The sequence below is a fragment of the Nocardia sp. NPDC051570 genome, from assembly GCF_044454005.1.
Lineage (GTDB): Bacteria > Actinomycetota > Actinomycetes > Mycobacteriales > Mycobacteriaceae > Nocardia.
In genome coordinates, this window is sequence record NZ_JBITDI010000015.1 from 87,846 (window position 1) to 111,286 (window position 23,441).

Below are 23,441 nucleotides of genomic sequence, written 5' to 3' on the forward strand. Positions count from 1 at the left end.
CGAGACATTGCTAGCCGACGTACCGTGCTGGTCGGGATGGGTCAGCTGGCGGCGGCCGCATTGGTGGCCGGATGTTCGAGCGGCAGCGGGGGCGGCAAGGCGGCGCCGAAGGAGCCACCGCCGGTCGCCAAGGTGACGTTCGAGCCCGGCAGCGGCGGCTCCGATATCAATCCCACTGCGCCGGTATCGGTTTCGGTGGCGGCCGGTCATATCGACCAGGTGGCGCTGAGCAATCCGAGCGGTAAGCAGGTCAAGGGCGAGCTGACGCCGGACAAGAGCAGCTTCAAGATCACCGAACCGCTCGGCTACGGGGTGACCTACACCTGGTCGGGCACCGCGATCGGCACCGATAACAAGCCCGTGCCGATCCAGGGCAAGCTCACCACGGTCGCGCCGAAGCAGACCGTGCCCGCGACGATCAACGTCGGCGACGGCCAGCAGGTCGGGATCGCGGCGTCGATCATCCTGCAGTTCAAGCGGCACGTCTCGAACAAGGCCGCGGCCGAACGGGCGTTGACGGTCACCACCAACCCGCCGACCGAGGGCGGCTGGGCCTGGCTGCCCGACGACAACGGCGGCTCTCGGGCACATTGGCGGCCGCAGAACTACTGGGCCCCCGGCACCGAGGTCACCTTCGGCGGCAAGCTCTACGGGCTGGATCTGGGCGACGGCGCCTACGGCGACTCCGATCTCACCTCGGAATTCAAGATCGGCCGGGCGCAGATCGTGAAGGGCAACGCGCCGAGCCATCGCGTACAGGTGGTCCGCGACGGCGATGTGGTCTTCGACTTCGCGTGCAGCTACGGCGAGGGCAACGAGCCGCGCAACGTGACGCGCTCGGGCATCCACGTGGTGACCGAGAAGTACGAGGACTTCATGATGTCGAATCCGCCCTTCTACACCAACGTTCGCGAACGTTGGGCGGTCCGCATCTCCAACAACGGCGAATTCATCCACGCCAACCCCGAATCCACCGCCGCTCAGGGCAATTCGAACGTCACCAACGGCTGCATCAACCTCAGCACCGCCGACGCCCAGAAGTACTTCCCCACCGCGATGTACGGCGACCCGGTCGAGGTCACCGGCACCAACATCCCCCTGTCCGCCGCCGACGGTGATATCTACGACTGGACCATCGACTGGGACACCTGGAAAACGATGTCGGCATTGCATGGCGAGCCGTCCGCAGTGGTGTCGGCGACGCCGGTGCCCCCGGGCCCGGTCCGCGGGGGGAACTGACGCCGGTGCCCTGGAGCCGGTCCGCGGGGAACTCGACCGGATCTACGTCCGTCGGGCGAAGCGGCCCGGGTCGGCCTGGTCGCGGGGTTTGACGATGATCGTGTCGAGGTTGACGTGGGAGGGGCGGCTGGCGGTGAAGCCGATGATTTCGGCGATGTCCTGGGCCATCAGGGGATCGTGCCTTCGTAGACCTTGGCGGCGCGGGTGGCGTCGCCGTCGAAGCGGACCAGGGAGAATTCGGTTTCCACTGCGCCGGGGGCGATTTCGGTGAGGCGGACCGGCCGGCCGAGTAGTTCGCCGCGCAGGGTGCGGTGCAGGACGGCCTGGGCGTGTTTGGCGGTGGTGTAGCCGGAGCCGTTGTCGTAGGCGTGGAAGGCGGCGACCGAGGTGATCGTGACGATCAGGCCGTCGCCGGAGTCGATCAGCTTCGGCAGCAGGGCCTTGGTGATGCGCAGGGTGCCGAGCACATTCGTCTCCCACATCCAGCGCCAGTCGTCGAGGTCCGATTCGGCGACCGAGGCCAGACCCTTCGCGCCGCCCGCATTGTTGACGAGCACATCGACCCGCTCGACGGCGTCGGCGAACGCCCGCACCGAATCCTCGTCGGTGACATCCAGCGCCAGCGCCGTCCCGCCGATCTCGTCGGCCAGCCGGGTGAGCCGGTCCATCCGCCGGGCGCCCACATAGACGTGATAGCCCTGTTCGGCGAGTTCACGGGCGGTGGCTTCCCCGATTCCCGAACTGGCTCCGGTGACGACGGCGGTAGGAGTGCTCATGGCCCGAGCTTAAGGGGGAGCGGGCCAACTAGCCTGGCCACATGGCGATTCGGGAAGTGATCAGCGCGGACGGAACCAGCATTGTCTATCGGGTGACCGGACCGGCCGACGGACGCCCACTGGTGCTGCTGCACGGATGGGCGGGCAACCTGCTCAACTGGGGTGCGGCGGAGCGGGAACTGGCCCGGCGGTTCCGGGTCATCGCCGTCGATCTGCGCGGGCACGGCTATTCGGGCGCCCCGGAGGCCGGATACGACGATCCGAAGAACTGGGCCGCCGATATCGCGGCCGTGCTGGCGGGCGAGGACATCGACACCGGGGCGGTGCTGCTGGGATGGTCCTACGGCGGCATCGTGCTCAGCGACTATCTGACCGCCTACGGCACCGGTGCGGTGGCGGGCGTGGTGTATTGCGGTTCGCAGGCGGGGATCGGGCGCGATGTGCCTGGGGCACAGACGGGTTCGGTGATGCAGAAGGCGATGCCCGACGTCTTCGACGAGAATGCGGGCAAGGCCGTGCGCGGCTTCTCGGCATTCGGCAGCGCCAACACCGGCCGCGCGCGCGATAAGGGCGCGGACGCTCAGCGACTGTTCGGCGGCTGCCTGTCGACCCCGCCCCGGGTCCGCAAGGCGCTGTTCTATCGCACCACCGACAACACCGAAACCCTTCGCACCCTGGATATTCCGGTCTTCGTGCTGCACGGCACGGCCGATCCGGTCGTCCCGATCGATAACGGCCGCTACATCGCCGAGGCGGTTCCCGATGCCCGCACATCCTATTGGGACGGCGCCCAGCACGGCCTGTTCGTGGAGGACACCGCCCGATTCGTCGCCGAGGTCGGCGAGTTCATCGACGGGCTGAACTAGTTAGGGTCTGCTCGTGCGTGGGGAATTGAAGATAGCTGTGGCGCAACCGAAGTGTGTGTCCCATGACGTGGCGGCGAATGCGGTCGAACATGCGCGGGCCGTGCGCGAGGCGCGGGCGCGGGTGGTGGTGTTCCCCGAGCTGTCGCTGACCGGATACGAGTTGGATGCCGAGGTGGTGGCGCCGGACGATGCGCGGTTGCGGCCGATCGTCGACGCCTGTGCGCAGACGGGGGCGCTGGCGCTGGTCGGTGCGCCGGTGCCGGGGCCGTGGATCGCATGTCTCGGCGTGGACGGCACGGGAGCGTCGGTGGTCTATCGGAAGGTGTGCCTGTACGGCGCCGAGGCCGACCTGTTCCGGGTCGGTGAGCACGCGGTGATCGAGGTGGACGGCTGGCGGCTCGGCCTGGCCTACTGCCGCGACACCGGGATCGCCGAGCATGCCGCGCGCACCGCCGAACTCGGAATGGACGGCTATGTCTCGGGCGTCGTGCACGACGCCGATCACGAATCCGAACTGCACGGTGAACGGGCCCGCCGGGTCGCCTCCGACCATGGTGTCTGGGTCGCGACCGCGGCCTTCGCGGGCCCGACCGGCGGCGGATTCGACCGCACCTCCGGCCGGTCGGGCATCTGGTCGGCCACCGGCGAACTGCTGGCCGAGGCTGGTTCCGCACCCGGCGACCTCGTCTGCCACACCTTCGTGGACTGATCCGATCCCGGATCAGGTTCGCGCGTCGTCGAACCCGGAACTCCGCGGCCGGTTTGTCGCACCGAACGTATTGTGCCGGACGGCGTTTCGAGGGATCCGGCCCCGGACACGATTGTGTCGCTTGATATTTGCCCGATCGCCACGCGAGGGATGCGTACCGGACCCTCGTGGCGGGTCCTTCGCAGCGGGGTCAATCGTGTTGTGATGGCGATCACTTGGTGGCGGAGGTCGTGCCGGAGGGTTCCGATGTACGTGCACACTGGTGTGGTGAGTCAACGCGCGGACCTACGGCCGAATCGGATCGCCGTGTTGTCGGTGCATACCTCACCACTCGCGCAGCCGGGCACCGGCGATGCGGGCGGCATGAACGTCTACGTGCTGCAGACCGCCATCCAGCTGGCCCGACGCGGCGTCGAGGTGGAGATCTTCACCCGCGCCACCTCATCCCACGACGAACCGGTCGTCGAGGCCGCGCCCGGTGTACTGGTCCGGCATGTGGTGGCCGGACCGTTCGAGGGGCTCGACAAACATGATCTGCCCACCCAGCTGTGCCCGTTCGCGGGCGAGGTGTTGCGGCAGGAGGCCCGGCATCAGCCCGGTCATTACGACCTGATCCACTCGCACTACTGGCTGTCCGGTCAGGTCGGCTGGCTGGCCCGCGATCGGTGGCGGGTGCCGCTCGTGCACACCGCGCACACCCTGGCCGCGGTGAAGAACGCCTATCTCGCCGAGGGCGACGTCCCCGAGCCGGCGGCCCGCGAGATCGGTGAGAAGCAGATCATCGCCGAATCCGATCGCCTGGTCGCCAATACCGCCGAGGAGGCCCGGCAGCTGGTCGAGCTGTACGGCGCGGAACCCGATCACATCGATGTGGTCCTGCCCGGTGCGGATCTGGTCCGCTATCACCCGGGCGACAAGGCGGCCGCCCGCGCGGCGTTGGGCCTGTCGCCGCGGGAACAGATCGTGGCCTTCGTCGGCCGGATCCAGCCGCTCAAGGCCCCCGACGTCCTGGTCCGGGCCGCCGCGCAGGTGCTGGCCGCCGAGCCCGATCGGGCGCTGCGGGTGCTGATCGTGGGCGGTCCGTCCGGCACCGGCCTGGAACGGCCCGATGCGCTGATCGAATTGGCCGCCGACCTCGGCATCGCCGATCGCGTGACATTCCTGCCGCCGCAGCCCCCGCAGCGGCTGGTGCAGGTCTACCGGGCCGCCGATCTGGTGGCCGTGCCGAGCTACAACGAATCGTTCGGGCTGGTCGCCATCGAGGCGCAGGCCAGCGGGACGCCCGTATTGGCCGCCCATGTCGGAGGCCTCGGCACCGCGGTGCGCGACGGGGTGTCGGGCCTGCTGGTGCCCGATCACAGCACCGGCGAATGGTCCTCGGCCCTGCGCTTACTGCTCGACGATCCCGCGCGGCTGGATCGGATGGGTCGCGCCGCACGCGGCCACGCCGCCAACTTCTCCTGGGAACATACGGCCGAGGGTTTGCTGGACAGTTATTCCGAGGCGTTGGCGGGCCATCGAGGTGTGCGATCGCGACTGGCGAGTACGGTGCTCGCAGAGGGCAATCAAGCCAGGTCGCGGGCGCTGTGGCGGCGCCGGATAGGAGCGGTGCGCCGGTGAGCCAGCCAACGATTCCCGAAACCGCGCGACTGATCGAGGACACCCTGCGCGACCGGGAGGTCGAATACACGCGCGAGGGCGAGGACACGTTCATCATCGTGCTGCCCGGTGAGCGCAAGCTGAAGACCACCGTCATGCTGACCGTCGGCACCCACGGCGTGCGCTACGAATGCTTCGTCTGCCGCAAGCCCGACGAGAACTTCGAGGGCGTCTACAAGTTCCTGTTGCGCCGCAACCGCCGCCTCTACGGCGTGGCCTACACCCTCGACCGCGTCGGGGACATCTACCTGATCGGCCGCGTCGCCACGCACGCCGTCACCGCCGACGAACTCGACCGCATCTTCGGTCAGATCCTCGAGGCCGTCGACGCCGATTTCAATGTGCTGCTCGAACTGGGCTTCGCGGAATCGATTCGGCGCGAATGGAAGTGGCGGGTCTCGCGCGGGGAGTCGTTGAAGAATCTGCGCGCGTTCGAGCATTTGGTCGAGGAGTGACCGGAGCATAGGTACCGGCGCATCTACTCTGGTCGAGAGATGACGGAAGGTGACCTCGGATGACTGTGCTGGCGCTCGATATCGGGGCGACGAAGTTCGCGGCGGGGATCGTGCATGCCGGGCGGCAGGTGCGGGATGTGCGGCAGGCGGGGGTGCCGGAGGCCAAGGTGTGGGAGGTGTGCCGGGAGTTGCTGCTCGAGGTGGCGGGCGATACTCCGATCACCGCGATAGGTATCGGGTCGGCGGGGCCGGTGGATGTGCGGTCGGGGATCACCGCACCGCTGAACATCCCCGAGTGGAAGTCCGGATTTCCGATCGTCGCGTCGGTGCAGGAGCTGTTTCCCTCGGCGGTGATCCGGTTCGCGATCGACGGGGCGTGCCTGGCCCTGGCCGAACATCACATCGGGGATCTGCGCGGGGTGCGTGACGGTCTGGCGATGACCGTCTCGTCCGGAATCGGCGGCGGCATCATCATCGACGGCCGGGTCGCGGTGGGCCGCACCGGAAATGCCGGTCATATCGGTCATATCGTGGTGCCGGGCTGGGACGAGCCGTGCGGCTGCGGCGGCGTCGGCTGCGTCGAAGCCGTGGCCAGCGGCATGTCGTCGGTGCGCTGGGCGCGGGCACAGGGCTGGGACGGTACGACCGGCGTGGAACTGTCCCGGGCCGCACAAGCGGGCGACGCCATCGCCCTCGCCGCCCTCGAGCGCGCGGGAACCGCACTGGGACAGGCGATTTCGTCCGCCGCGGCACTGCTCGACATCGATCGGGTGGTGATCGGCGGCGGCTTCGCCGAATCCGGTGCGCCGCTGTGGGATCCGATGCGCGCCGCGATCGCGAAACACGCCCGCCTCGGATTCCTGCGCGATCTGCGGGTGCTGAAATCGCGAATCACCAACGGCGCCACCCTGGTGGGCGCGGGCGTGCTGGCCGCCGGACACGCCACCGCCGACGAATACGACTGAATCGGGCGGGCGACCGCGGGGCCAGGCCGGTGAGCAGCGGTATCGCCGCTCTGGCAGGATGGCCCGCATGACGTACACCCTCGTTTTGCTGCGCCACGGCGAGAGCGAATGGAACGCCCTGAACCTGTTCACCGGCTGGGTGGACGTGCATCTCACCGATAAGGGCCGGGCCGAGGGTAAGCGCGCCGGGGAGTTGCTGGCCGAGCGGGGAATCCTGCCCGATATCGTCTACACCTCACTGCTGCGCCGCGCGATCAGCACCGCCAACCTGGCCCTCGACGCCGCCGACCGGCACTGGATTCCGGTCGTGCGGGACTGGCGTCTCAACGAGCGGCACTACGGTGCCCTGCAGGGCAAGGACAAGGCGCAGATCCGCGACAAGTACGGCGACGAGCAGTTCATGCTGTGGCGCCGCAGCTACGACACCCCGCCGCCGCCGATCGAGGCCGACGACGAATACAGCCAGGACGGCGATCCCCGCTACGCCGGCATCGAGGTGCCGCGGACGGAATGCCTGCAGGACGTCGTGGCCCGGATGGTGCCGTACTGGGAGTCGACCATCGCCGGGGAACTGGTGGCGGGCAAGTCCGTTCTCGTTGCCGCGCACGGCAATTCGCTGCGCGCCCTGGTCAAGCATCTGGAGAACATCTCCGACGAGGACATCGCCGGGCTGAACATCCCCACCGGCATTCCGCTGCGCTACGAGCTGGACGAGAATCTGCGCCCGATCGGTCCGGGCGAATACCTCGATCCCGAGGCCGCCGCGGCCGGCGCCGCCGCCGTGGCGAATCAGGGCGGCAAGTAACCGTTCATCCCGCCGTCGCGTAAGGGGGCTGGGCAACGTCGCCCAGCCCTGGTAATGTCCTGCCGTTCAGCGTCGGGCCGTCGCTGAAACGCTTTCTGCCAGGGGATATTTCGTTCCATTGCTCGGGGAGCTCGTTGCTGCCCGGCGATGGACGCTACCCCTCACACCCGGGCATCCGGGCATGCAGAAAGAGATACCTATGTTCGTAGCGGGACGCGCCCGAGTCGTTTCCTGGGCCGCCGCGACGGTGACGGCAATGGCCGCCACCGCATTCACCTCCGGCATCGCGGCCGCGGCCGCGCCGGTCACCCTCGGCGGCGGATCCGGCATCGTCGTCGAACAACTCGACGATCCGGGCAAGGCCGCCGACTGCACGCTCACCGCCATCGGCCGCGACCACAACGATCGCCTGGTCGGCCTCACGGCCGGGCACTGCGGTCAGATCGGCTCCCGGCTGCTGGCCGAATACGATCCGCATGCCGGTGTGATCGGCCGGGTCACCGCCAAGAGCGAGGATATGGACTGGGCGGTCATCGAATTCGATCAGGACCGCGTCGTGCCGACCCGCCAGGTGTCGCAGTCGGTGATCAACGGCATCGGTGCGGGACCGGGCGTCGGCGACAACGTCTGCAAGAACGGCCGCACCACCGGATTCACCTGCGGCATCGTCTGGGAGACCCATCAGGCCTGGTTCGCCAGCCATGTCTGCGCCGATCACGGCGATTCCGGTTCGCCGGTGCTGCGCGGCGATCAGCTCATCGGAATGGTGGTGGCGGGCAAGGACTTCCAGGTCGGCCCGGTGACCGTCCCGCTGCCGTCCTGCACGGGCGCGGGCGATGTGATCCATCAGCCCGACGCCGCCACCACGATCCAGACGGTGCTGAGCGATATCGACCGTCAGGGCGGTCCGGGCGCGGGCTTCCGGCTGATCTGATCGGGATCGGTGGCGGTCGCACGACCGCCACCGGCCGCCGATCTCGGTGAGCCTCATCACGTCTACGCGACCGTAGCTATGGCTTTGCCATGTCCGTTAAACATGCCTGTAACAAAGGTGGCGGCAGTCACATACGGGCCGGTCGGGAGTGGTCTGGGTAACTCTCGGTAGGCGATCCGCCAGGTCAGCCGATCCCTATCGGATGGTCGAGGCGCCGGAGATAAATCCGTTGGTGTTGGTGTAACCGAGGGTTTGCAACTTACTTACGGGTAGTTAAGCTCCGGACGTTCGACCATTGCGAGAGGTAGATCACGTCCGATGAAGTACGCGTTGCGCGCCACAGTGGCCGCGGTGGCCACCACCGTCACCCTCCCGTTCTTCGGCCCGGGCACTGCGAGCGCCGCACCGGTGTCGACCGGTCCGGACGGCGGCGCTGCCGGGGCGGCCTGGACCGCCACCGAGGATGGCGGGCAGCAGTATCCCGATATCAACATCCAGTGGGATGTGCCGATCACCATGAGCGACGGCACCGTGCTGAAGGCCAATGTGTACCGGCCCGCCGACGCCTCGGGTCGCCCGATCGATACGCGGACGCCGGTCGTGGTCAACATCACCCCGTATACGAAGTTGGTGAGTAACCTTGCCGACCACGCGAATTCGATTCCGGGACTGTCGGATCTGCTGATCAATCTGCTGCGGCAGATCGATCTGTCCGGTACGCCGCTGTCGGGTCTCACGGATCTGACGAAATCCTTCGGCGGCGGTGAGTTGCGCAACTTCTCGGTCGACCGCCAACTCATCAAGAGCGGTTATGCCCAGGTCGTCGTGGACACCCGCGGCACCGGATTCTCGCAGGGCGAATGGGATATGTTGCGCCAGCGCGAACAACAGGATTCGGTCGAGGTCGTCGACTGGGCGGCGGCGCAACCGTGGTCCGACGGCAAGGTCGGCATGAGCGGAATGTCCTATTCGGCGATCAACCAGATGCAGACGGCCGAGAAGCATCCGGACGCGTTGAAGGCGATCTTCCCCATCGTGCCGGGTAGCGATCTGGTGCAGGACGTTCTCGCGCCGGGCGGCGGATTCGGGTTGACCTTCATTCCGTTGTGGCTCACCGCGATCAACGCCACCAAGTGGGTGCCGGATGTGCAGTCGTTGCTGCAGGGCCGCTTCGACACCAAGTGGCTGTCCGACCGCGTCGCCAGCCCGATGACGTATCTGGACGTGCTGCTCAACGCGTATGCCAGTGTGCGCATGGAGGATCTGGATCCGCGGGTGAAGGGAATGCTCACCGACTTCAGCTCCGAACGCCAGGCGTGGCTGGGCGATCCGAGCCGGGTGCGGGTGCCGACCTTCGTCGTCGGCGGCTGGCACGACCTGTTCACGTATTCGGAATCCAAGATCTACAACGAGATTCCGCTGCCGCCGGGCCAGAAGCAGTTGCTGATGGGCGATACCTATCACATCAATTCGGGCAACCAGTACAGCAAGCCGGGTCTGCCGCCGCGGCTGGATGTGTTGCAGCGGGCGTGGTTCGACAAGTGGCTCAAGGGGATCGATAACGGCATCGACGGCTACGGCCCGGTGACGCTGTATCAGCAGGGCACCGGCGGCTGGGCGACCCAGGACGGGTTCGGGACCGGCGCGCCCACCGAGGAGGCGAGCGAGTATCGGCGGATGTACTTGTCCGCCAATCGAAGCGGCACCGCCCAGAGCGTCTACGACGGCTCGCTGACCGGCGAGGCGAACGATGACATCGCGCGACTGACCGTCGCCCCCGGGCTGACGACGGTGTGCTCCAACGATGCCGCGCAGGGATCGGCGGGTCTGCTGTCGATCATCGATGCCTGCGGTAAGGATTCGCGCATCGCCGAGCTGAACGGCCTGACCTTCACCAGTGCACCGGTGGCGGGGGAGACCACGATCTCCGGCCCGATCGCGGTGCGGCTCAACACCGTTCAGGACGCCGCGGACGGCTACTGGTCCGTGACGGTCAACGATGTCGCGCCCGACGGAGGGTCGACGGTGCTGTCGTCCGGACAGCTGATGGCGTCGCTGCGGCAGATCGACGATTCGGCCAGTACGCGCTCGGCGGGCGGCGACTACACCGATCCGCGCCCGTACGACTCCCTGGACCGCCGCGAGCCGACCGTGCCGGGCGAGGTGACCACGCTGGATATCGGCCTGTCCGGAACCCAGGCCGTGCTCGCGCCCGGCCACCGGCTGCGCGTCGACGTGTTCGCGAGCAACTTCCCCAAGGGCCTGCCCATCGGCCCGATGCTGGTCGACACCGGCCTCAAACCCGAACACATCCAACTCGATCCGAATGCGCCGAGCTTCGTGAACATCCCGGTCCGCGGTAATCCGGGGTGGTAGTTCCGAGCTCCCTCGCCGTCCCGGAGGCGCACAACGGCGTGTGCCCCGGGACTTCTCTCTCAGGCGCCGCGGCCGATGGAGCGCCGGCGCTTCGTCGGGGAATGAAGCATTTCCGACGAATGAGGCGCAGATCACATTTGCCATCGGCTGCGGCGAACGCCACTGTGCGGGGGCACAATGGAACACAGTTCACATTGGCTTCGCGTGTTGGTGAGATGAGCGGTGCCGCAAGGAAAAGTGCCTGCGAGATCCTGACTAGGGGCCCGGCCCTGCCGTCCGGAACGACCTCCGGACAGGCCGAACTCTGCGTAAACACCCGGCTAACAGTCGAGTAAGCGCCCGTGACCTGCGCGAAACTTCGCGAACCCGGACTTGGTGAGTGCGCCCGCGATCGTACGATTCAATTGTGAGCGTTCCTCAGGCCGTGTTGATGGCGATTCTCGCGGCCGTCGTAGGTCTGGCCGTCGGTGGTCTGCTCATCCCGTACGTGAATGCCCGTCAGGCGCAGCGCCGCGAGGCCGATTCGGGTCTGACCATGTCCCAGGTGCTCGATCTCATCGTGCTCGCCTCGGAAAGCGGTATCGCGGTCGTCGACGAATATCGCGACGTCGTGCTGGTGAATCCGCGCGCCGAGGAACTGGGACTGGTCCGCGATCGGCTGCTCGACGAGCGCGCGTGGGCCGCGGTGGAGAAGGTGATCGCCTCCGGCGAGAGCGCCGACTTCGATCTGACCGCCAAGAATCCCGTCCCGGGCCGCAGCCGCATCGCCGTGCGCGGCGTGGCCCGTCCGCTGTCGCGCGAGGGTTCCAGTTTCGTCGTGCTGTTCGCCGACGACGATTCCGAACAGGCGCGCATGGAGGCGACCCGGCGCGATTTCGTCGCCAATGTCAGCCATGAACTCAAGACGCCCGTCGGCGCGATGAGCCTGCTGGCCGAGGCGCTGCTGGAATCGGCCGACGATCCGGATTCGGTGCGGCATTTCGGCGAGCGGCTGATGGTCGAGACCCGGCGCATGGGCAAGATGGTCACCGAATTGATCGCGCTGTCGCGCCTGCAGGGCGCGGAGAAGCTGCCGCAGCTGGAGGCGGTCGATGTCGACACCGTCGTGAATGCGGCCATCGAACGCTCGCGCACCGCGGCCGAGGCCGCCGGAATCACCGTCAGTACCGATCGCAACAGCGGGCTGGAAATGCTCGGCGACGAGACGCTGCTGGTGACCGCGCTGTCGAATCTGGTCGAGAATGCGATCAACTATTCGCCCAAGGGTTCGCACGTCTCGGTGAGCCGATCCTTGCGCGGCGGATATGTGAACATCGCGGTCACCGACCGCGGAATCGGTATCGCCAAGGAGGATCAGGAACGGGTGTTCGAACGCTTCTTCCGCGCCGACAAGGCCCGTTCGCGCGCCACCGGCGGGACCGGACTCGGCCTGGCTATCGTCAAACACGTGGCCGCCAATCACAACGGTGAAATCACCCTGTGGAGCAAACTGGGGACCGGCTCGACGTTCACGCTGCGCGTCCCCGCCGTCGAAACCGACGATCAGAATTCCGCCAACCCGGCGGAGAAGAAGGGTCCCACCGCCATCCAGGTGGGCAAGAAAGAAACCGGTCCGCGCCCCGCAGGGCGGACCAGACCCAACGGTGTGGAGGCAACCCGATGACGAGTGTGCTGATCGTCGAGGACGAGGAGTCGCTGGCCGATCCGCTCGCATTCCTGCTGCGCAAGGAGGGATTCGAGGTCACGGTAGTCGGCGACGGCCCGTCCGCGCTGGCAGAATTCGACCGCTCGGGCGCCGACATCGTGCTGCTCGACCTCATGCTCCCCGGCATGAGCGGAACCGATGTGTGCAAGCAGCTGCGGACCCGCAGCAGCGTGCCGGTGATCATGGTGACCGCTCGCGACAGCGAGATCGACAAGGTGGTCGGGCTGGAGCTCGGCGCCGACGACTATGTCACCAAGCCGTATTCGTCGCGGGAGCTGATCGCGCGCATCCGCGCGGTGCTGCGCCGCGGCGCCGGCGAGGATGTCGACGGCTCGAACGAGAGCGGCGTGCTGGAGGCGGGGCCGGTGCGCATGGATGTCGATCGGCACACGGTTCAGGTGAACGGTAAGCCGGTCACCTTGCCGCTCAAGGAATTCGATCTGCTCGAATACCTCCTGCGCAACTCCGGGCGCGTGCTGACCCGCGGCCAGCTCATCGATCGTGTCTGGGGCGCGGACTACGTCGGCGATACCAAAACCCTCGATGTGCACGTCAAGCGGCTGCGCTCGAAGATCGAGGCGGATCCGGCGAAGCCGGAACATCTGGTGACCGTGCGCGGGCTGGGCTACAAGCTCGAGGCCTGACGGTTCGACAAGCGATGAGCCGCGGCGGCCCGATCGGGCCGCCGCGGCTCATCGCTTGTCGAACCGTCAGGCCTCGAGCTTGTAGCCCAGCCCGCGCACGGTCACCAGATGTTCCGGCTTCGCCGGATCCGCCTCGATCTTCGAGCGCAGCCGCTTGACGTGCACATCGAGGGTTTTGGTATCGCCGACGTAGTCCGCGCCCCAGACACGATCGATGAGCTGGCCGCGGGTCAGCACGCGCCCGGAGTTGCGCAGGAGGTATTCGAGCAGATCGAATTCCTTGAGCGGCAAGGTGACCGGCTTACCGTTCACCTGAACCGTGTGCCGATCGACATCCATGCGCACCGGCCCCGCCTCCAGCACGCCGCTCTCGTTCGAGCCGTCGACATCCTCGCCGGCGCCGCGGCGCAGCACCGCGCGGATGCGCGCGATCAGCTCCCGCGACGAATACGGCTTGGTGACATAGTCGTCGGCGCCGAGCTCCAGCCCGACCACCTTGTCGATCTCGCTGTCGCGAGCGGTCACCATGATCACCGGCACGCTGCTGCGGGTCCGCAGCTGCTTGCACACATCGGTTCCGCTCATGCCGGGGAGCATGAGGTCGAGCAGCACGATGTCGGCGCCCGAGCGGTCGAATTCTGCCAGCGCGGACGGGCCGTCGCCGACTACCGTGACCTCGAATCCCTCCTTGCGCAGCAGGAATGCGAGCGGATCGGCCAGCGACTCCTCGTCCTCGACGATCAGCACACTCGTCATCGGGTTGCCTCCACACCGTTGGGTCTGGTCCGCCCTGCGGGGCGCGGACCGGTTTCTTTCTTGCCCACCTGGATGGCGGTGGGACCCTTCTTCTCCGCCGGGTTGGCGGAATTCTGATCGTCGGTTTCGACGGCGGGGACGCGCAGCGTGAACGTCGAGCCGGTCCCCAGTTTGCTCCACAGGGTGATTTCACCGTTGTGATTGGCGGCCACGTGTTTGACGATAGCCAGGCCGAGTCCGGTCCCGCCGGTGGCGCGCGAACGGGCCTTGTCGGCGCGGAAGAAGCGTTCGAACACCCGTTCCTGATCCTCCTTGGCGATACCGATTCCGCGGTCGGTGACCGCGATGTTCACATATCCGCCGCGCAAGGATCGGCTCACCGAGACGTGCGAACCCTTGGGCGAATAGTTGATCGCATTCTCGACCAGATTCGACAGCGCGGTCACCAGCAGCGTCTCGTCGCCGAGCATTTCCAGCCCGCTGTTGCGATCGGTACTGACGGTGATTCCGGCGGCCTCGGCCGCGGTGCGCGAGCGTTCGATGGCCGCATTCACGACGGTGTCGACATCGACCGCCTCCAGCTGCGGCAGCTTCTCCGCGCCCTGCAGGCGCGACAGCGCGATCAATTCGGTGACCATCTTGCCCATGCGCCGGGTCTCGACCATCAGCCGCTCGCCGAAATGCCGCACCGAATCCGGATCGTCGGCCGATTCCAGCAGCGCCTCGGCCAGCAGGCTCATCGCGCCGACGGGCGTCTTGAGTTCATGGCTGACATTGGCGACGAAATCGCGCCGGGTCGCCTCCATGCGCGCCTGTTCGGAATCGTCGTCGGCGAACAGCACGACGAAACTGGAACCCTCGCGCGACAGCGGACGGGCCACGCCGCGCACGGCGATGCGGCTGCGGCCCGGGACGGGATTCTTGGCGGTCAGATCGAAGTCGGCGCTCTCGCCGGAGGCGATCACCTTCTCCACCGCGGCCCACGCGCGCTCGTCGAGCAGCCGATCGCGGACCAGTCCCAGTTCCTCGGCGCGCGGATTCACCAGCACGACGTCGCGATATTCGTCGACGACCGCGATACCGCTTTCCGAGGCGAGCACGATGAGATCGAGCACCTGGGACATGGTCAGACCCGAATCGGCCTCGCGGCGCTGCGCCTGACGGGCATTCACGTACGGGATGAGCAGACCACCGACGGCCAGACCTACGACGGCCGCGAGAATCGCCATCAACACGGCCTGAGGAACGCTCACAATTGAATCGTACGATCGCGGGCGCACTCACCAAGTCCGGGTTCGCGAAGTTTCGCGCAGGTCACGGGCGCTTACTCGACTGTTAGCCGGGTGTTTACGCAGAGTTCGGCCTGTCCGGAGGTCGTTCCGGACGGCAGGGCCGGGCCCCTAGTCAGGATCTCGCAGGCACTTTTCCTTGCGGCACCGCTCATCTCACCAACACGCGAAGCCAATGTGAACTGTGTTCCATTGTGCCCCCGCACAGTGGCGTTCGCCGCAGCCGATGGCAAATGTGATCTGCGCCTCATTCGTCGGAAATGCTTCATTCCCCGACGAAGCGCCGGCGCTCCATCGGCCGCGGCGCCTGAGAGAGAAGTCCCGGGGCACACGCCGTTGTGCGCCTCCGGGACGGCGAGGGAGCTCGGAACTACCACCCCGGATTACCGCGGACCGGGATGTTCACGAAGCTCGGCGCATTCGGATCGAGTTGGATGTGTTCGGGTTTGAGGCCGGTGTCGACCAGCATCGGGCCGATGGGCAGGCCCTTGGGGAAGTTGCTCGCGAACACGTCGACGCGCAGCCGGTGGCCGGGCGCGAGCACGGCCTGGGTTCCGGACAGGCCGATATCCAGCGTGGTCACCTCGCCCGGCACGGTCGGCTCGCGGCGGTCCAGGGAGTCGTACGGGCGCGGATCGGTGTAGTCGCCGCCCGCCGAGCGCGTACTGGCCGAATCGTCGATCTGCCGCAGCGACGCCATCAGCTGTCCGGACGACAGCACCGTCGACCCTCCGTCGGGCGCGACATCGTTGACCGTCACGGACCAGTAGCCGTCCGCGGCGTCCTGAACGGTGTTGAGCCGCACCGCGATCGGGCCGGAGATCGTGGTCTCCCCCGCCACCGGTGCACTGGTGAAGGTCAGGCCGTTCAGCTCGGCGATGCGCGAATCCTTACCGCAGGCATCGATGATCGACAGCAGACCCGCCGATCCCTGCGCGGCATCGTTGGAGCACACCGTCGTCAGCCCGGGGGCGACGGTCAGTCGCGCGATGTCATCGTTCGCCTCGCCGGTCAGCGAGCCGTCGTAGACGCTCTGGGCGGTGCCGCTTCGATTGGCGGACAAGTACATCCGCCGATACTCGCTCGCCTCCTCGGTGGGCGCGCCGGTCCCGAACCCGTCCTGGGTCGCCCAGCCGCCGGTGCCCTGCTGATACAGCGTCACCGGGCCGTAGCCGTCGATGCCGTTATCGATCCCCTTGAGCCACTTGTCGAACCACGCCCGCTGCAACACATCCAGCCGCGGCGGCAGACCCGGCTTGCTGTACTGGTTGCCCGAATTGATGTGATAGGTATCGCCCATCAGCAACTGCTTCTGGCCCGGCGGCAGCGGAATCTCGTTGTAGATCTTGGATTCCGAATACGTGAACAGGTCGTGCCAGCCGCCGACGACGAAGGTCGGCACCCGCACCCGGCTCGGATCGCCCAGCCACGCCTGGCGTTCGGAGCTGAAGTCGGTGAGCATTCCCTTCACCCGCGGATCCAGATCCTCCATGCGCACACTGGCATACGCGTTGAGCAGCACGTCCAGATACGTCATCGGGCTGGCGACGCGGTCGGACAGCCACTTGGTGTCGAAGCGGCCCTGCAGCAACGACTGCACATCCGGCACCCACTTGGTGGCGTTGATCGCGGTGAGCCACAACGGAATGAAGGTCAACCCGAATCCGCCGCCCGGCGCGAGAACGTCCTGCACCAGATCGCTACCCGGCACGATGGGGAAGATCGCCTTCAACGCGTCCGGATGCTTCTCGGCCGTCTGCATCTGGTTGATCGCCGAATAGGACATTCCGCTCATGCCGACCTTGCCGTCGGACCACGGTTGCGCCGCCGCCCAGTCGACGACCTCGACCGAATCCTGTTGTTCGCGCTGGCGCAACATATCCCATTCGCCCTGCGAGAATCCGGTGCCGCGGGTGTCCACGACGACCTGGGCATAACCGCTCTTGATGAGTTGGCGGTCGACCGAGAAGTTGCGCAACTCACCGCCGCCGAAGGATTTCGTCAGATCCGTGAGACCCGACAGCGGCGTACCGGACAGATCGATCTGCCGCAGCAGATTGATCAGCAGATCCGACAGTCCCGGAATCGAATTCGCGTGGTCGGCAAGGTTACTCACCAACTTCGTATACGGGGTGATGTTGACCACGACCGGCGTCCGCGTATCGATCGGGCGACCCGAGGCGTCGGCGGGCCGGTACACATTGGCCTTCAGCACGGTGCCGTCGCTCATGGTGATCGGCACATCCCACTGGATGTTGATATCGGGATACTGCTGCCCGCCATCCTCGGTGGCGGTCCAGGCCGCCCCGGCAGCGCCGCCGTCCGGACCGGTCGACACCGGTGCGGCGCTCGCAGTGCCCGGGCCGAAGAACGGGAGGGTGACGGTGGTGGCCACCGCGGCCACTGTGGCGCGCAACGCGTACTTCATCGGACGTGATCTACCTCTCGCAATGGTCGAACGTCCGGAGCTTAACTACCCGTAAGTAAGTTGCAAACCCTCGGTTACACCAACACCAACGGATTTATCTCCGGCGCCTCGACCATCCGATAGGGATCGGCTGACCTGGCGGATCGCCTACCGAGAGTTACCCAGACCACTCCCGACCGGCCCGTATGTGACTGCCGCCACCTTTGTTACAGGCATGTTTAACGGACATGGCAAAGCCATAGCTACGGTCGCGTAGACGTGATGAGGCTCACCGAGATCGGCGGCCGGTGGCGGTCGTGCGACCGCCACCGATCCCGATCAGATCAGCCGGAAGCCCGCGCCCGGACCGCCCTGACGGTCGATATCGCTCAGCACCGTCTGGATCGTGGTGGCGGCGTCGGGCTGATGGATCACATCGCCCGCGCCCGTGCAGGACGGCAGCGGGACGGTCACCGGGCCGACCTGGAAGTCCTTGCCCGCCACCACCATTCCGATGAGCTGATCGCCGCGCAGCACCGGCGAACCGGAATCGCCGTGATCGGCGCAGACATGGCTGGCGAACCAGGCCTGATGGGTCTCCCAGACGATGCCGCAGGTGAATCCGGTGGTGCGGCCGTTCTTGCAGACGTTGTCGCCGACGCCCGGTCCCGCACCGATGCCGTTGATCACCGACTGCGACACCTGGCGGGTCGGCACGACGCGGTCCTGATCGAATTCGATGACCGCCCAGTCCATATCCTCGCTCTTGGCGGTGACCCGGCCGATCACACCGGCATGCGGATCGTATTCGGCCAGCAGCCGGGAGCCGATCTGACCGCAGTGCCCGGCCGTGAGGCCGACCAGGCGATCGTTGTGGTCGCGGCCGATGGCGGTGAGCGTGCAGTCGGCGGCCTTGCCCGGATCGTCGAGTTGTTCGACGACGATGCCGGATCCGCCGCCGAGGGTGACCGGCGCGGCCGCGGCCGCGATGCCGGAGGTGAATGCGGTGGCGGCCATTGCCGTCACCGTCGCGGCGGCCCAGGAAACGACTCGGGCGCGTCCCGCTACGAACATAGGTATCTCTTTCTGCATGCCCGGATGCCCGGGTGTGAGGGGTAGCGTCCATCGCCGGGCAGCAACGAGCTCCCCGAGCAATGGAACGAAATATCCCCTGGCAGAAAGCGTTTCAGCGACGGCCCGACGCTGAACGGCAGGACATTACCAGGGCTGGGCGACGTTGCCCAGCCCCCTTACGCGACGGCGGGATGAACGGTTACTTGCCGCCCTGATTCGCCACGGCGGCGGCGCCGGCCGCGGCGGCCTCGGGATCGAGGTATTCGCCCGGACCGATCGGGCGCAGATTCTCGTCCAGCTCGTAGCGCAGCGGAATGCCGGTGGGGATGTTCAGCCCGGCGATGTCCTCGTCGGAGATGTTCTCCAGATGCTTGACCAGGGCGCGCAGCGAATTGCCGTGCGCGGCAACGAGAACGGACTTGCCCGCCACCAGTTCCCCGGCGATGGTCGACTCCCAGTACGGCACCATCCGGGCCACGACGTCCTGCAGGCATTCCGTCCGCGGCACCTCGATGCCGGCGTAGCGGGGATCGCCGTCCTGGCTGTATTCGTCGTCGGCCTCGATCGGCGGCGGCGGGGTGTCGTAGCTGCGGCGCCACAGCATGAACTGCTCGTCGCCGTACTTGTCGCGGATCTGCGCCTTGTCCTTGCCCTGCAGGGCACCGTAGTGCCGCTCGTTGAGACGCCAGTCCCGCACGACCGGAATCCAGTGCCGGTCGGCGGCGTCGAGGGCCAGGTTGGCGGTGCTGATCGCGCGGCGCAGCAGTGAGGTGTAGACGATATCGGGCAGGATTCCCCGCTCGGCCAGCAACTCCCCGGCGCGCTTACCCTCGGCCCGGCCCTTATCGGTGAGATGCACGTCCACCCAGCCGGTGAACAGGTTCAGGGCGTTCCATTCGCTCTCGCCGTGGCGCAGCAAAACGAGGGTGTACGTCATGCGGGCCATCCTGCCAGAGCGGCGATACCGCTGCTCACCGGCCTGGCCCCGCGGTCGCCCGCCCGATTCAGTCGTATTCGTCGGCGGTGGCGTGTCCGGCGGCCAGCACGCCCGCGCCCACCAGGGTGGCGCCGTTGGTGATTCGCGATTTCAGCACCCGCAGATCGCGCAGGAATCCGAGGCGGGCGTGTTTCGCGATCGCGGCGCGCATCGGATCCCACAGCGGCGCACCGGATTCGGCGAAGCCGCCGCCGATCACCACCCGATCGATGTCGAGCAGTGCCGCGGCGGACGAAATCGCCTGTCCCAGTGCGGTTCCCGCGCGCTCGAGGGCGGCGAGGGCGATGGCGTCGCCCGCTTGTGCGGCCCGGGACAGTTCCACGCCGGTCGTACCGTCCCAGCCCTGTGCCCGCGCCCAGCGCACCGACGACATGCCGCTGGCCACGGCTTCGACGCAGCCGACGCCGCCGCAGCCGCACGGCTCGTCCCAGCCCGGCACCACGATATGACCGATATGACCGGCATTTCCGGTGCGGCCCACCGCGACCCGGCCGTCGATGATGATGCCGCCGCCGATTCCGGACGAGACGGTCATCGCCAGACCGTCACGCACCCCGCGCAGATCCCCGATGTGATGTTCGGCCAGGGCCAGGCACGCCCCGTCGATCGCGAACCGGATCACCGCCGAGGGAAACAGCTCCTGCACCGACGCGACGATCGGAAATCCGGACTTCCACTCGGGGATGTTCAGCGGTGCGGTGATCCCCGACCGCACATCCACCGGCCCCGCCGACCCGATACCTATCGCGGTGATCGGAGTATCGCCCGCCACCTCGAGCAGCAACTCCCGGCACACCTCCCACACCTTGGCCTCCGGCACCCCCGCCTGCCGCACATCCCGCACCTGCCGCCCGGCATGCACGATCCCCGCCGCGAACTTCGTCGCCCCGATATCGAGCGCCAGCACAGTCATCCGAGGTCACCTTCCGTCATCTCTCGACCAGAGTAGATGCGCCGGTACCTATGCTCCGGTCACTCCTCGACCAAATGCTCGAACGCGCGCAGATTCTTCAACGACTCCCCGCGCGAGACCCGCCACTTCCATTCGCGCCGAATCGATTCCGCGAAGCCCAGTTCGAGCAGCACATTGAAATCGGCGTCGACGGCCTCGAGGATCTGACCGAAGATGCGGTCGAGTTCGTCGGCGGTGACGGCGTGCGTGGCGACGCGGCCGATCAGGTAGATGTCCCCGACGCGGTCGAGGGTGTAGGCCACGCCGTAGAGGCGGCGGTTGCGGCGCAACAGGAACTTGTAGACGCCCTCGAAGTTCTCGTCGGGCTTGCGGCAGACGAAGCATTCGTAGCGCACGCCGTGGGTGCCGACGGTCAGCATGACGGTGGTCTTCAGCTTGCGCTCACCGGGCAGCACGATGATGAACGTGTCCTCGCCCTCGCGCGTGTATTCGACCTCCCGGTCGCGCAGGGTGTCCTCGATCAGTCGCGCGGTTTCGGGAATCGTTGGCTGGCTCACCGGCGCACCGCTCCTATCCGGCGCCGCCACAGCGCCCGCGACCTGGCTTGATTGCCCTCTGCGAGCACCGTACTCGCCAGTCGCGATCGCACACCTCGATGGCCCGCCAACGCCTCGGAATAACTGTCCAGCAAACCCTCGGCCGTATGTTCCCAGGAGAAGTTGGCGGCGTGGCCGCGTGCGGCGCGACCCATCCGATCCAGCCGCGCGGGATCGTCGAGCAGTAAGCGCAGGGCCGAGGACCATTCGCCGGTGCTGTGATCGGGCACCAGCAGGCCCGACACCCCGTCGCGCACCGCGGTGCCGAGGCCTCCGACATGGGCGGCCAATACGGGCGTCCCGCTGGCCTGCGCCTCGATGGCGACCAGCCCGAACGATTCGTTGTAGCTCGGCACGGCCACCAGATCGGCGGCCCGGTAGACCTGCACCAGCCGCTGCGGGGGCTGCGGCGGCAGGAATGTCACGCGATCGGCGATGCCGAGGTCGGCGGCCAATTCGATCAGCGCATCGGGCCGTTCCAGGCCGGTGCCGGACGGACCGCCCACGATCAGCACCCGCAGCGCCCGATCGGGCTCGGCGGCCAGCACCTGCGCGGCGGCCCGGACCAGGACGTCGGGGGCCTTGAGCGGCTGGATCCGGCCGACGAAGGCCACGATCTGTTCCCGCGGCGACAGGCCCAACGCCGCGCGGGCGGCCGCCTTGTCGCCCGGGTGATAGCGGACCAGATCCGCACCGGGCAGGACCACATCGATGTGATCGGGTTCCGCGCCGTACAGCTCGACCAGCTGCCGGGCCTCCTCGGCGGTATTGGCGACCAGGCGATCGGATTCGGCGATGATCTGCTTCTCACCGATCTCGCGGGCCGCCGGCTCGGGGACGTCGCCCTCGGCGAGATAGGCGTTCTTCACCGCGGCCAGGGTGTGCGCGGTGTGCACGAGCGGCACCCGCCACCGATCGCGGGCCAGCCAGCCGACCTGACCGGACAGCCAGTAGTGCGAGTGGATCAGGTCGTAATGACCGGGCTGATGCCGGGCCTCCTGCCGCAACACCTCGCCCGCGAACGGGCACAGCTGGGTGGGCAGATCATGTTTGTCGAGCCCCTCGAACGGTCCGGCCACCACATGCCGGACCAGTACACCGGGCGCGGCCTCGACGACCGGTTCGTCGTGGGATGAGGTGGCGCGGGTGAAGATCTCCACCTCGACGCCGCGTCGGGCCAGCTGGATGGCGGTCTGCAGCACGTAGACGTTCATGCCGCCCGCATCGCCGGTGCCCGGCTGCGCGAGTGGTGAGGTATGCACCGACAACACGGCGATCCGATTCGGCCGTAGGTCCGCGCGTTGACTCACCACACCAGTGTGCACGTACATCGGAACCCTCCGGCACGACCTCCGCCACCAAGTGATCGCCATCACAACACGATTGACCCCGCTGCGAAGGACCCGCCACGAGGGTCCGGTACGCATCCCTCGCGTGGCGATCGGGCAAATATCAAGCGACACAATCGTGTCCGGGGCCGGATCCCTCGAAACGCCGTCCGGCACAATACGTTCGGTGCGACAAACCGGCCGCGGAGTTCCGGGTTCGACGACGCGCGAACCTGATCCGGGATCGGATCAGTCCACGAAGGTGTGGCAGACGAGGTCGCCGGGTGCGGAACCAGCCTCGGCCAGCAGTTCGCCGGTGGCCGACCAGATGCCCGACCGGCCGGAGGTGCGGTCGAATCCGCCGCCGGTCGGGCCCGCGAAGGCCGCGGTCGCGACCCAGACACCATGGTCGGAGGCGACCCGGCGGGCCCGTTCACCGTGCAGTTCGGATTCGTGATCGGCGTCGTGCACGACGCCCGAGACATAGCCGTCCATTCCGAGTTCGGCGGTGCGCGCGGCATGCTCGGCGATCCCGGTGTCGCGGCAGTAGGCCAGGCCGAGCCGCCAGCCGTCCACCTCGATCACCGCGTGCTCACCGACCCGGAACAGGTCGGCCTCGGCGCCGTACAGGCACACCTTCCGATAGACCACCGACGCTCCCGTGCCGTCCACGCCGAGACATGCGATCCACGGCCCCGGCACCGGCGCACCGACCAGCGCCAGCGCCCCCGTCTGCGCACAGGCGTCGACGATCGGCCGCAACCGCGCATCGTCCGGCGCCACCACCTCGGCATCCAACTCGTATCCGGTCAGCGACAGCTCGGGGAACACCACCACCCGCGCCCGCGCCTCGCGCACGGCCCGCGCATGTTCGACCGCATTCGCCGCCACGTCATGGGACACACACTTCGGTTGCGCCACAGCTATCTTCAATTCCCCACGCACGAG

20 protein-coding genes and 1 pseudogene are annotated in these 23,441 nt (G+C 67.4%); 11 read left to right on the forward strand and 10 right to left on the reverse strand.

Annotated features, from left to right (window positions below; genetic code table 11):
* Positions 1 to 36: 36 nt before the first annotated feature.
* A complete protein-coding gene (locus ACIA76_RS31740; protein WP_397157228.1) occupies positions 37 to 1,239 on the forward strand; it encodes an Ig-like domain-containing protein in 1,203 nt (400 codons plus the stop codon).
* A 42-nt stretch (positions 1,240 to 1,281) separates the two neighbouring features.
* On the opposite strand, the pseudogene ACIA76_RS31745 reads toward ACIA76_RS31740, so the two are convergent.
* A pseudogene (locus ACIA76_RS31745) lies at positions 1,282 to 2,015 on the reverse strand (SDR family NAD(P)-dependent oxidoreductase).
* A gap of 41 nt (positions 2,016 to 2,056) precedes the next feature.
* Here ACIA76_RS31745 and ACIA76_RS31750 point away from each other — a divergent pair.
* From ACIA76_RS31750 to ACIA76_RS31795, 10 genes are all read left to right on the forward strand, one after another.
* The gene (locus ACIA76_RS31750; RefSeq protein WP_397157203.1) at positions 2,057 to 2,881 is read left to right on the forward strand and encodes an alpha/beta fold hydrolase; all 825 of its coding nucleotides are present in this window, start codon (positions 2,057 to 2,059) and stop codon (positions 2,879 to 2,881) included.
* A gap of 13 nt (positions 2,882 to 2,894) precedes the next feature.
* Complete coding sequence (locus ACIA76_RS31755; RefSeq protein WP_397157205.1) at positions 2,895 to 3,590, forward strand: carbon-nitrogen hydrolase family protein; 696 nt, start codon at positions 2,895 to 2,897, stop codon at positions 3,588 to 3,590.
* Between the two features lie 246 nt (positions 3,591 to 3,836).
* Complete coding sequence (gene mshA, locus ACIA76_RS31760; protein ID WP_397157208.1) at positions 3,837 to 5,210, forward strand: D-inositol-3-phosphate glycosyltransferase; 1,374 nt, start codon at positions 3,837 to 3,839, stop codon at positions 5,208 to 5,210.
* An 11-nt stretch (positions 5,211 to 5,221) separates the two neighbouring features.
* Positions 5,222 to 5,704 carry a YbjN domain-containing protein gene (locus ACIA76_RS31765; protein ID WP_397157230.1) on the forward strand — a complete coding sequence of 161 codons (483 nt, stop codon included), beginning with the start codon at positions 5,222 to 5,224 and terminating at the stop codon, positions 5,702 to 5,704.
* A 59-nt stretch (positions 5,705 to 5,763) separates the two neighbouring features.
* Positions 5,764 to 6,669 carry an ROK family protein gene (locus tag ACIA76_RS31770; protein WP_397157210.1) on the forward strand — a complete coding sequence of 302 codons (906 nt, stop codon included), beginning with the start codon at positions 5,764 to 5,766 and terminating at the stop codon, positions 6,667 to 6,669.
* A gap of 67 nt (positions 6,670 to 6,736) precedes the next feature.
* The gene (locus ACIA76_RS31775; RefSeq protein ID WP_397157213.1) at positions 6,737 to 7,474 is read left to right on the forward strand and encodes a phosphoglyceromutase; all 738 of its coding nucleotides are present in this window, start codon (positions 6,737 to 6,739) and stop codon (positions 7,472 to 7,474) included.
* Positions 7,475 to 7,673: 199 nt separating this feature from the next.
* Positions 7,674 to 8,408, forward strand: coding sequence for a S1 family peptidase (locus tag ACIA76_RS31780; protein WP_397157215.1), 735 nt, complete (start codon positions 7,674 to 7,676; stop codon positions 8,406 to 8,408).
* Between the two features lie 318 nt (positions 8,409 to 8,726).
* Entirely contained in the window at positions 8,727 to 10,784 is a 2,058-nt protein-coding gene (locus ACIA76_RS31785; protein ID WP_397157218.1) for a CocE/NonD family hydrolase, read from the forward strand.
* Between the two features lie 406 nt (positions 10,785 to 11,190).
* Positions 11,191 to 12,447 carry a sensor histidine kinase gene (locus ACIA76_RS31790; RefSeq protein ID WP_397157220.1) on the forward strand — a complete coding sequence of 419 codons (1,257 nt, stop codon included), beginning with the start codon at positions 11,191 to 11,193 and terminating at the stop codon, positions 12,445 to 12,447.
* Complete coding sequence (locus ACIA76_RS31795) at positions 12,444 to 13,133, forward strand: response regulator transcription factor (protein ID WP_062505398.1); 690 nt, start codon at positions 12,444 to 12,446, stop codon at positions 13,131 to 13,133. The genes ACIA76_RS31790 and ACIA76_RS31795 overlap by 4 nt, the downstream gene beginning before the upstream one ends.
* A gap of 66 nt (positions 13,134 to 13,199) precedes the next feature.
* Here the strand turns inward: ACIA76_RS31795 and ACIA76_RS31800 are convergent, their stop codons facing one another.
* The 9 genes from ACIA76_RS31800 to ACIA76_RS31840 form a co-directional block, all read right to left on the reverse strand.
* Complete coding sequence (locus ACIA76_RS31800) at positions 13,200 to 13,889, reverse strand: response regulator transcription factor (protein ID WP_062505398.1); 690 nt, start codon at positions 13,887 to 13,889, stop codon at positions 13,200 to 13,202.
* On the reverse strand, positions 13,886 to 15,142 hold the full coding sequence (locus ACIA76_RS31805) for a sensor histidine kinase (RefSeq protein ID WP_397157220.1): 1,257 nt from the start codon (positions 15,140 to 15,142) through the stop codon (positions 13,886 to 13,888). The genes ACIA76_RS31800 and ACIA76_RS31805 overlap by 4 nt, the downstream gene beginning before the upstream one ends.
* 406 nt (positions 15,143 to 15,548) lie before the next feature.
* Positions 15,549 to 17,606: a CocE/NonD family hydrolase gene (locus ACIA76_RS31810; RefSeq protein ID WP_397157218.1), complete on the reverse strand. Its 2,058-nt coding sequence runs from the start codon at positions 17,604 to 17,606 to the stop codon at positions 15,549 to 15,551.
* Positions 17,607 to 17,924: 318 nt separating this feature from the next.
* On the reverse strand, positions 17,925 to 18,659 hold the full coding sequence (locus tag ACIA76_RS31815; RefSeq protein WP_397157215.1) for a S1 family peptidase: 735 nt from the start codon (positions 18,657 to 18,659) through the stop codon (positions 17,925 to 17,927).
* 199 nt (positions 18,660 to 18,858) lie between these two features.
* Positions 18,859 to 19,596, reverse strand: coding sequence for a phosphoglyceromutase (locus ACIA76_RS31820; protein ID WP_397157213.1), 738 nt, complete (start codon positions 19,594 to 19,596; stop codon positions 18,859 to 18,861).
* Between the two features lie 67 nt (positions 19,597 to 19,663).
* Entirely contained in the window at positions 19,664 to 20,569 is a 906-nt protein-coding gene (locus ACIA76_RS31825) for an ROK family protein (protein ID WP_397157210.1), read from the reverse strand.
* 59 nt (positions 20,570 to 20,628) lie between these two features.
* The gene (locus tag ACIA76_RS31830; protein ID WP_397157230.1) at positions 20,629 to 21,111 is read right to left on the reverse strand and encodes a YbjN domain-containing protein; all 483 of its coding nucleotides are present in this window, start codon (positions 21,109 to 21,111) and stop codon (positions 20,629 to 20,631) included.
* Positions 21,112 to 21,122: 11 nt separating this feature from the next.
* Positions 21,123 to 22,496 (reverse strand): D-inositol-3-phosphate glycosyltransferase, encoded by a 1,374-nt coding sequence (mshA, locus tag ACIA76_RS31835; protein ID WP_397157208.1) that lies wholly within the window; start codon positions 22,494 to 22,496, stop codon positions 21,123 to 21,125.
* A 246-nt stretch (positions 22,497 to 22,742) separates the two neighbouring features.
* Positions 22,743 to 23,438: a carbon-nitrogen hydrolase family protein gene (locus ACIA76_RS31840; protein WP_397157205.1), complete on the reverse strand. Its 696-nt coding sequence runs from the start codon at positions 23,436 to 23,438 to the stop codon at positions 22,743 to 22,745.
* Positions 23,439 to 23,441: the final 3 nt, after the last annotated feature.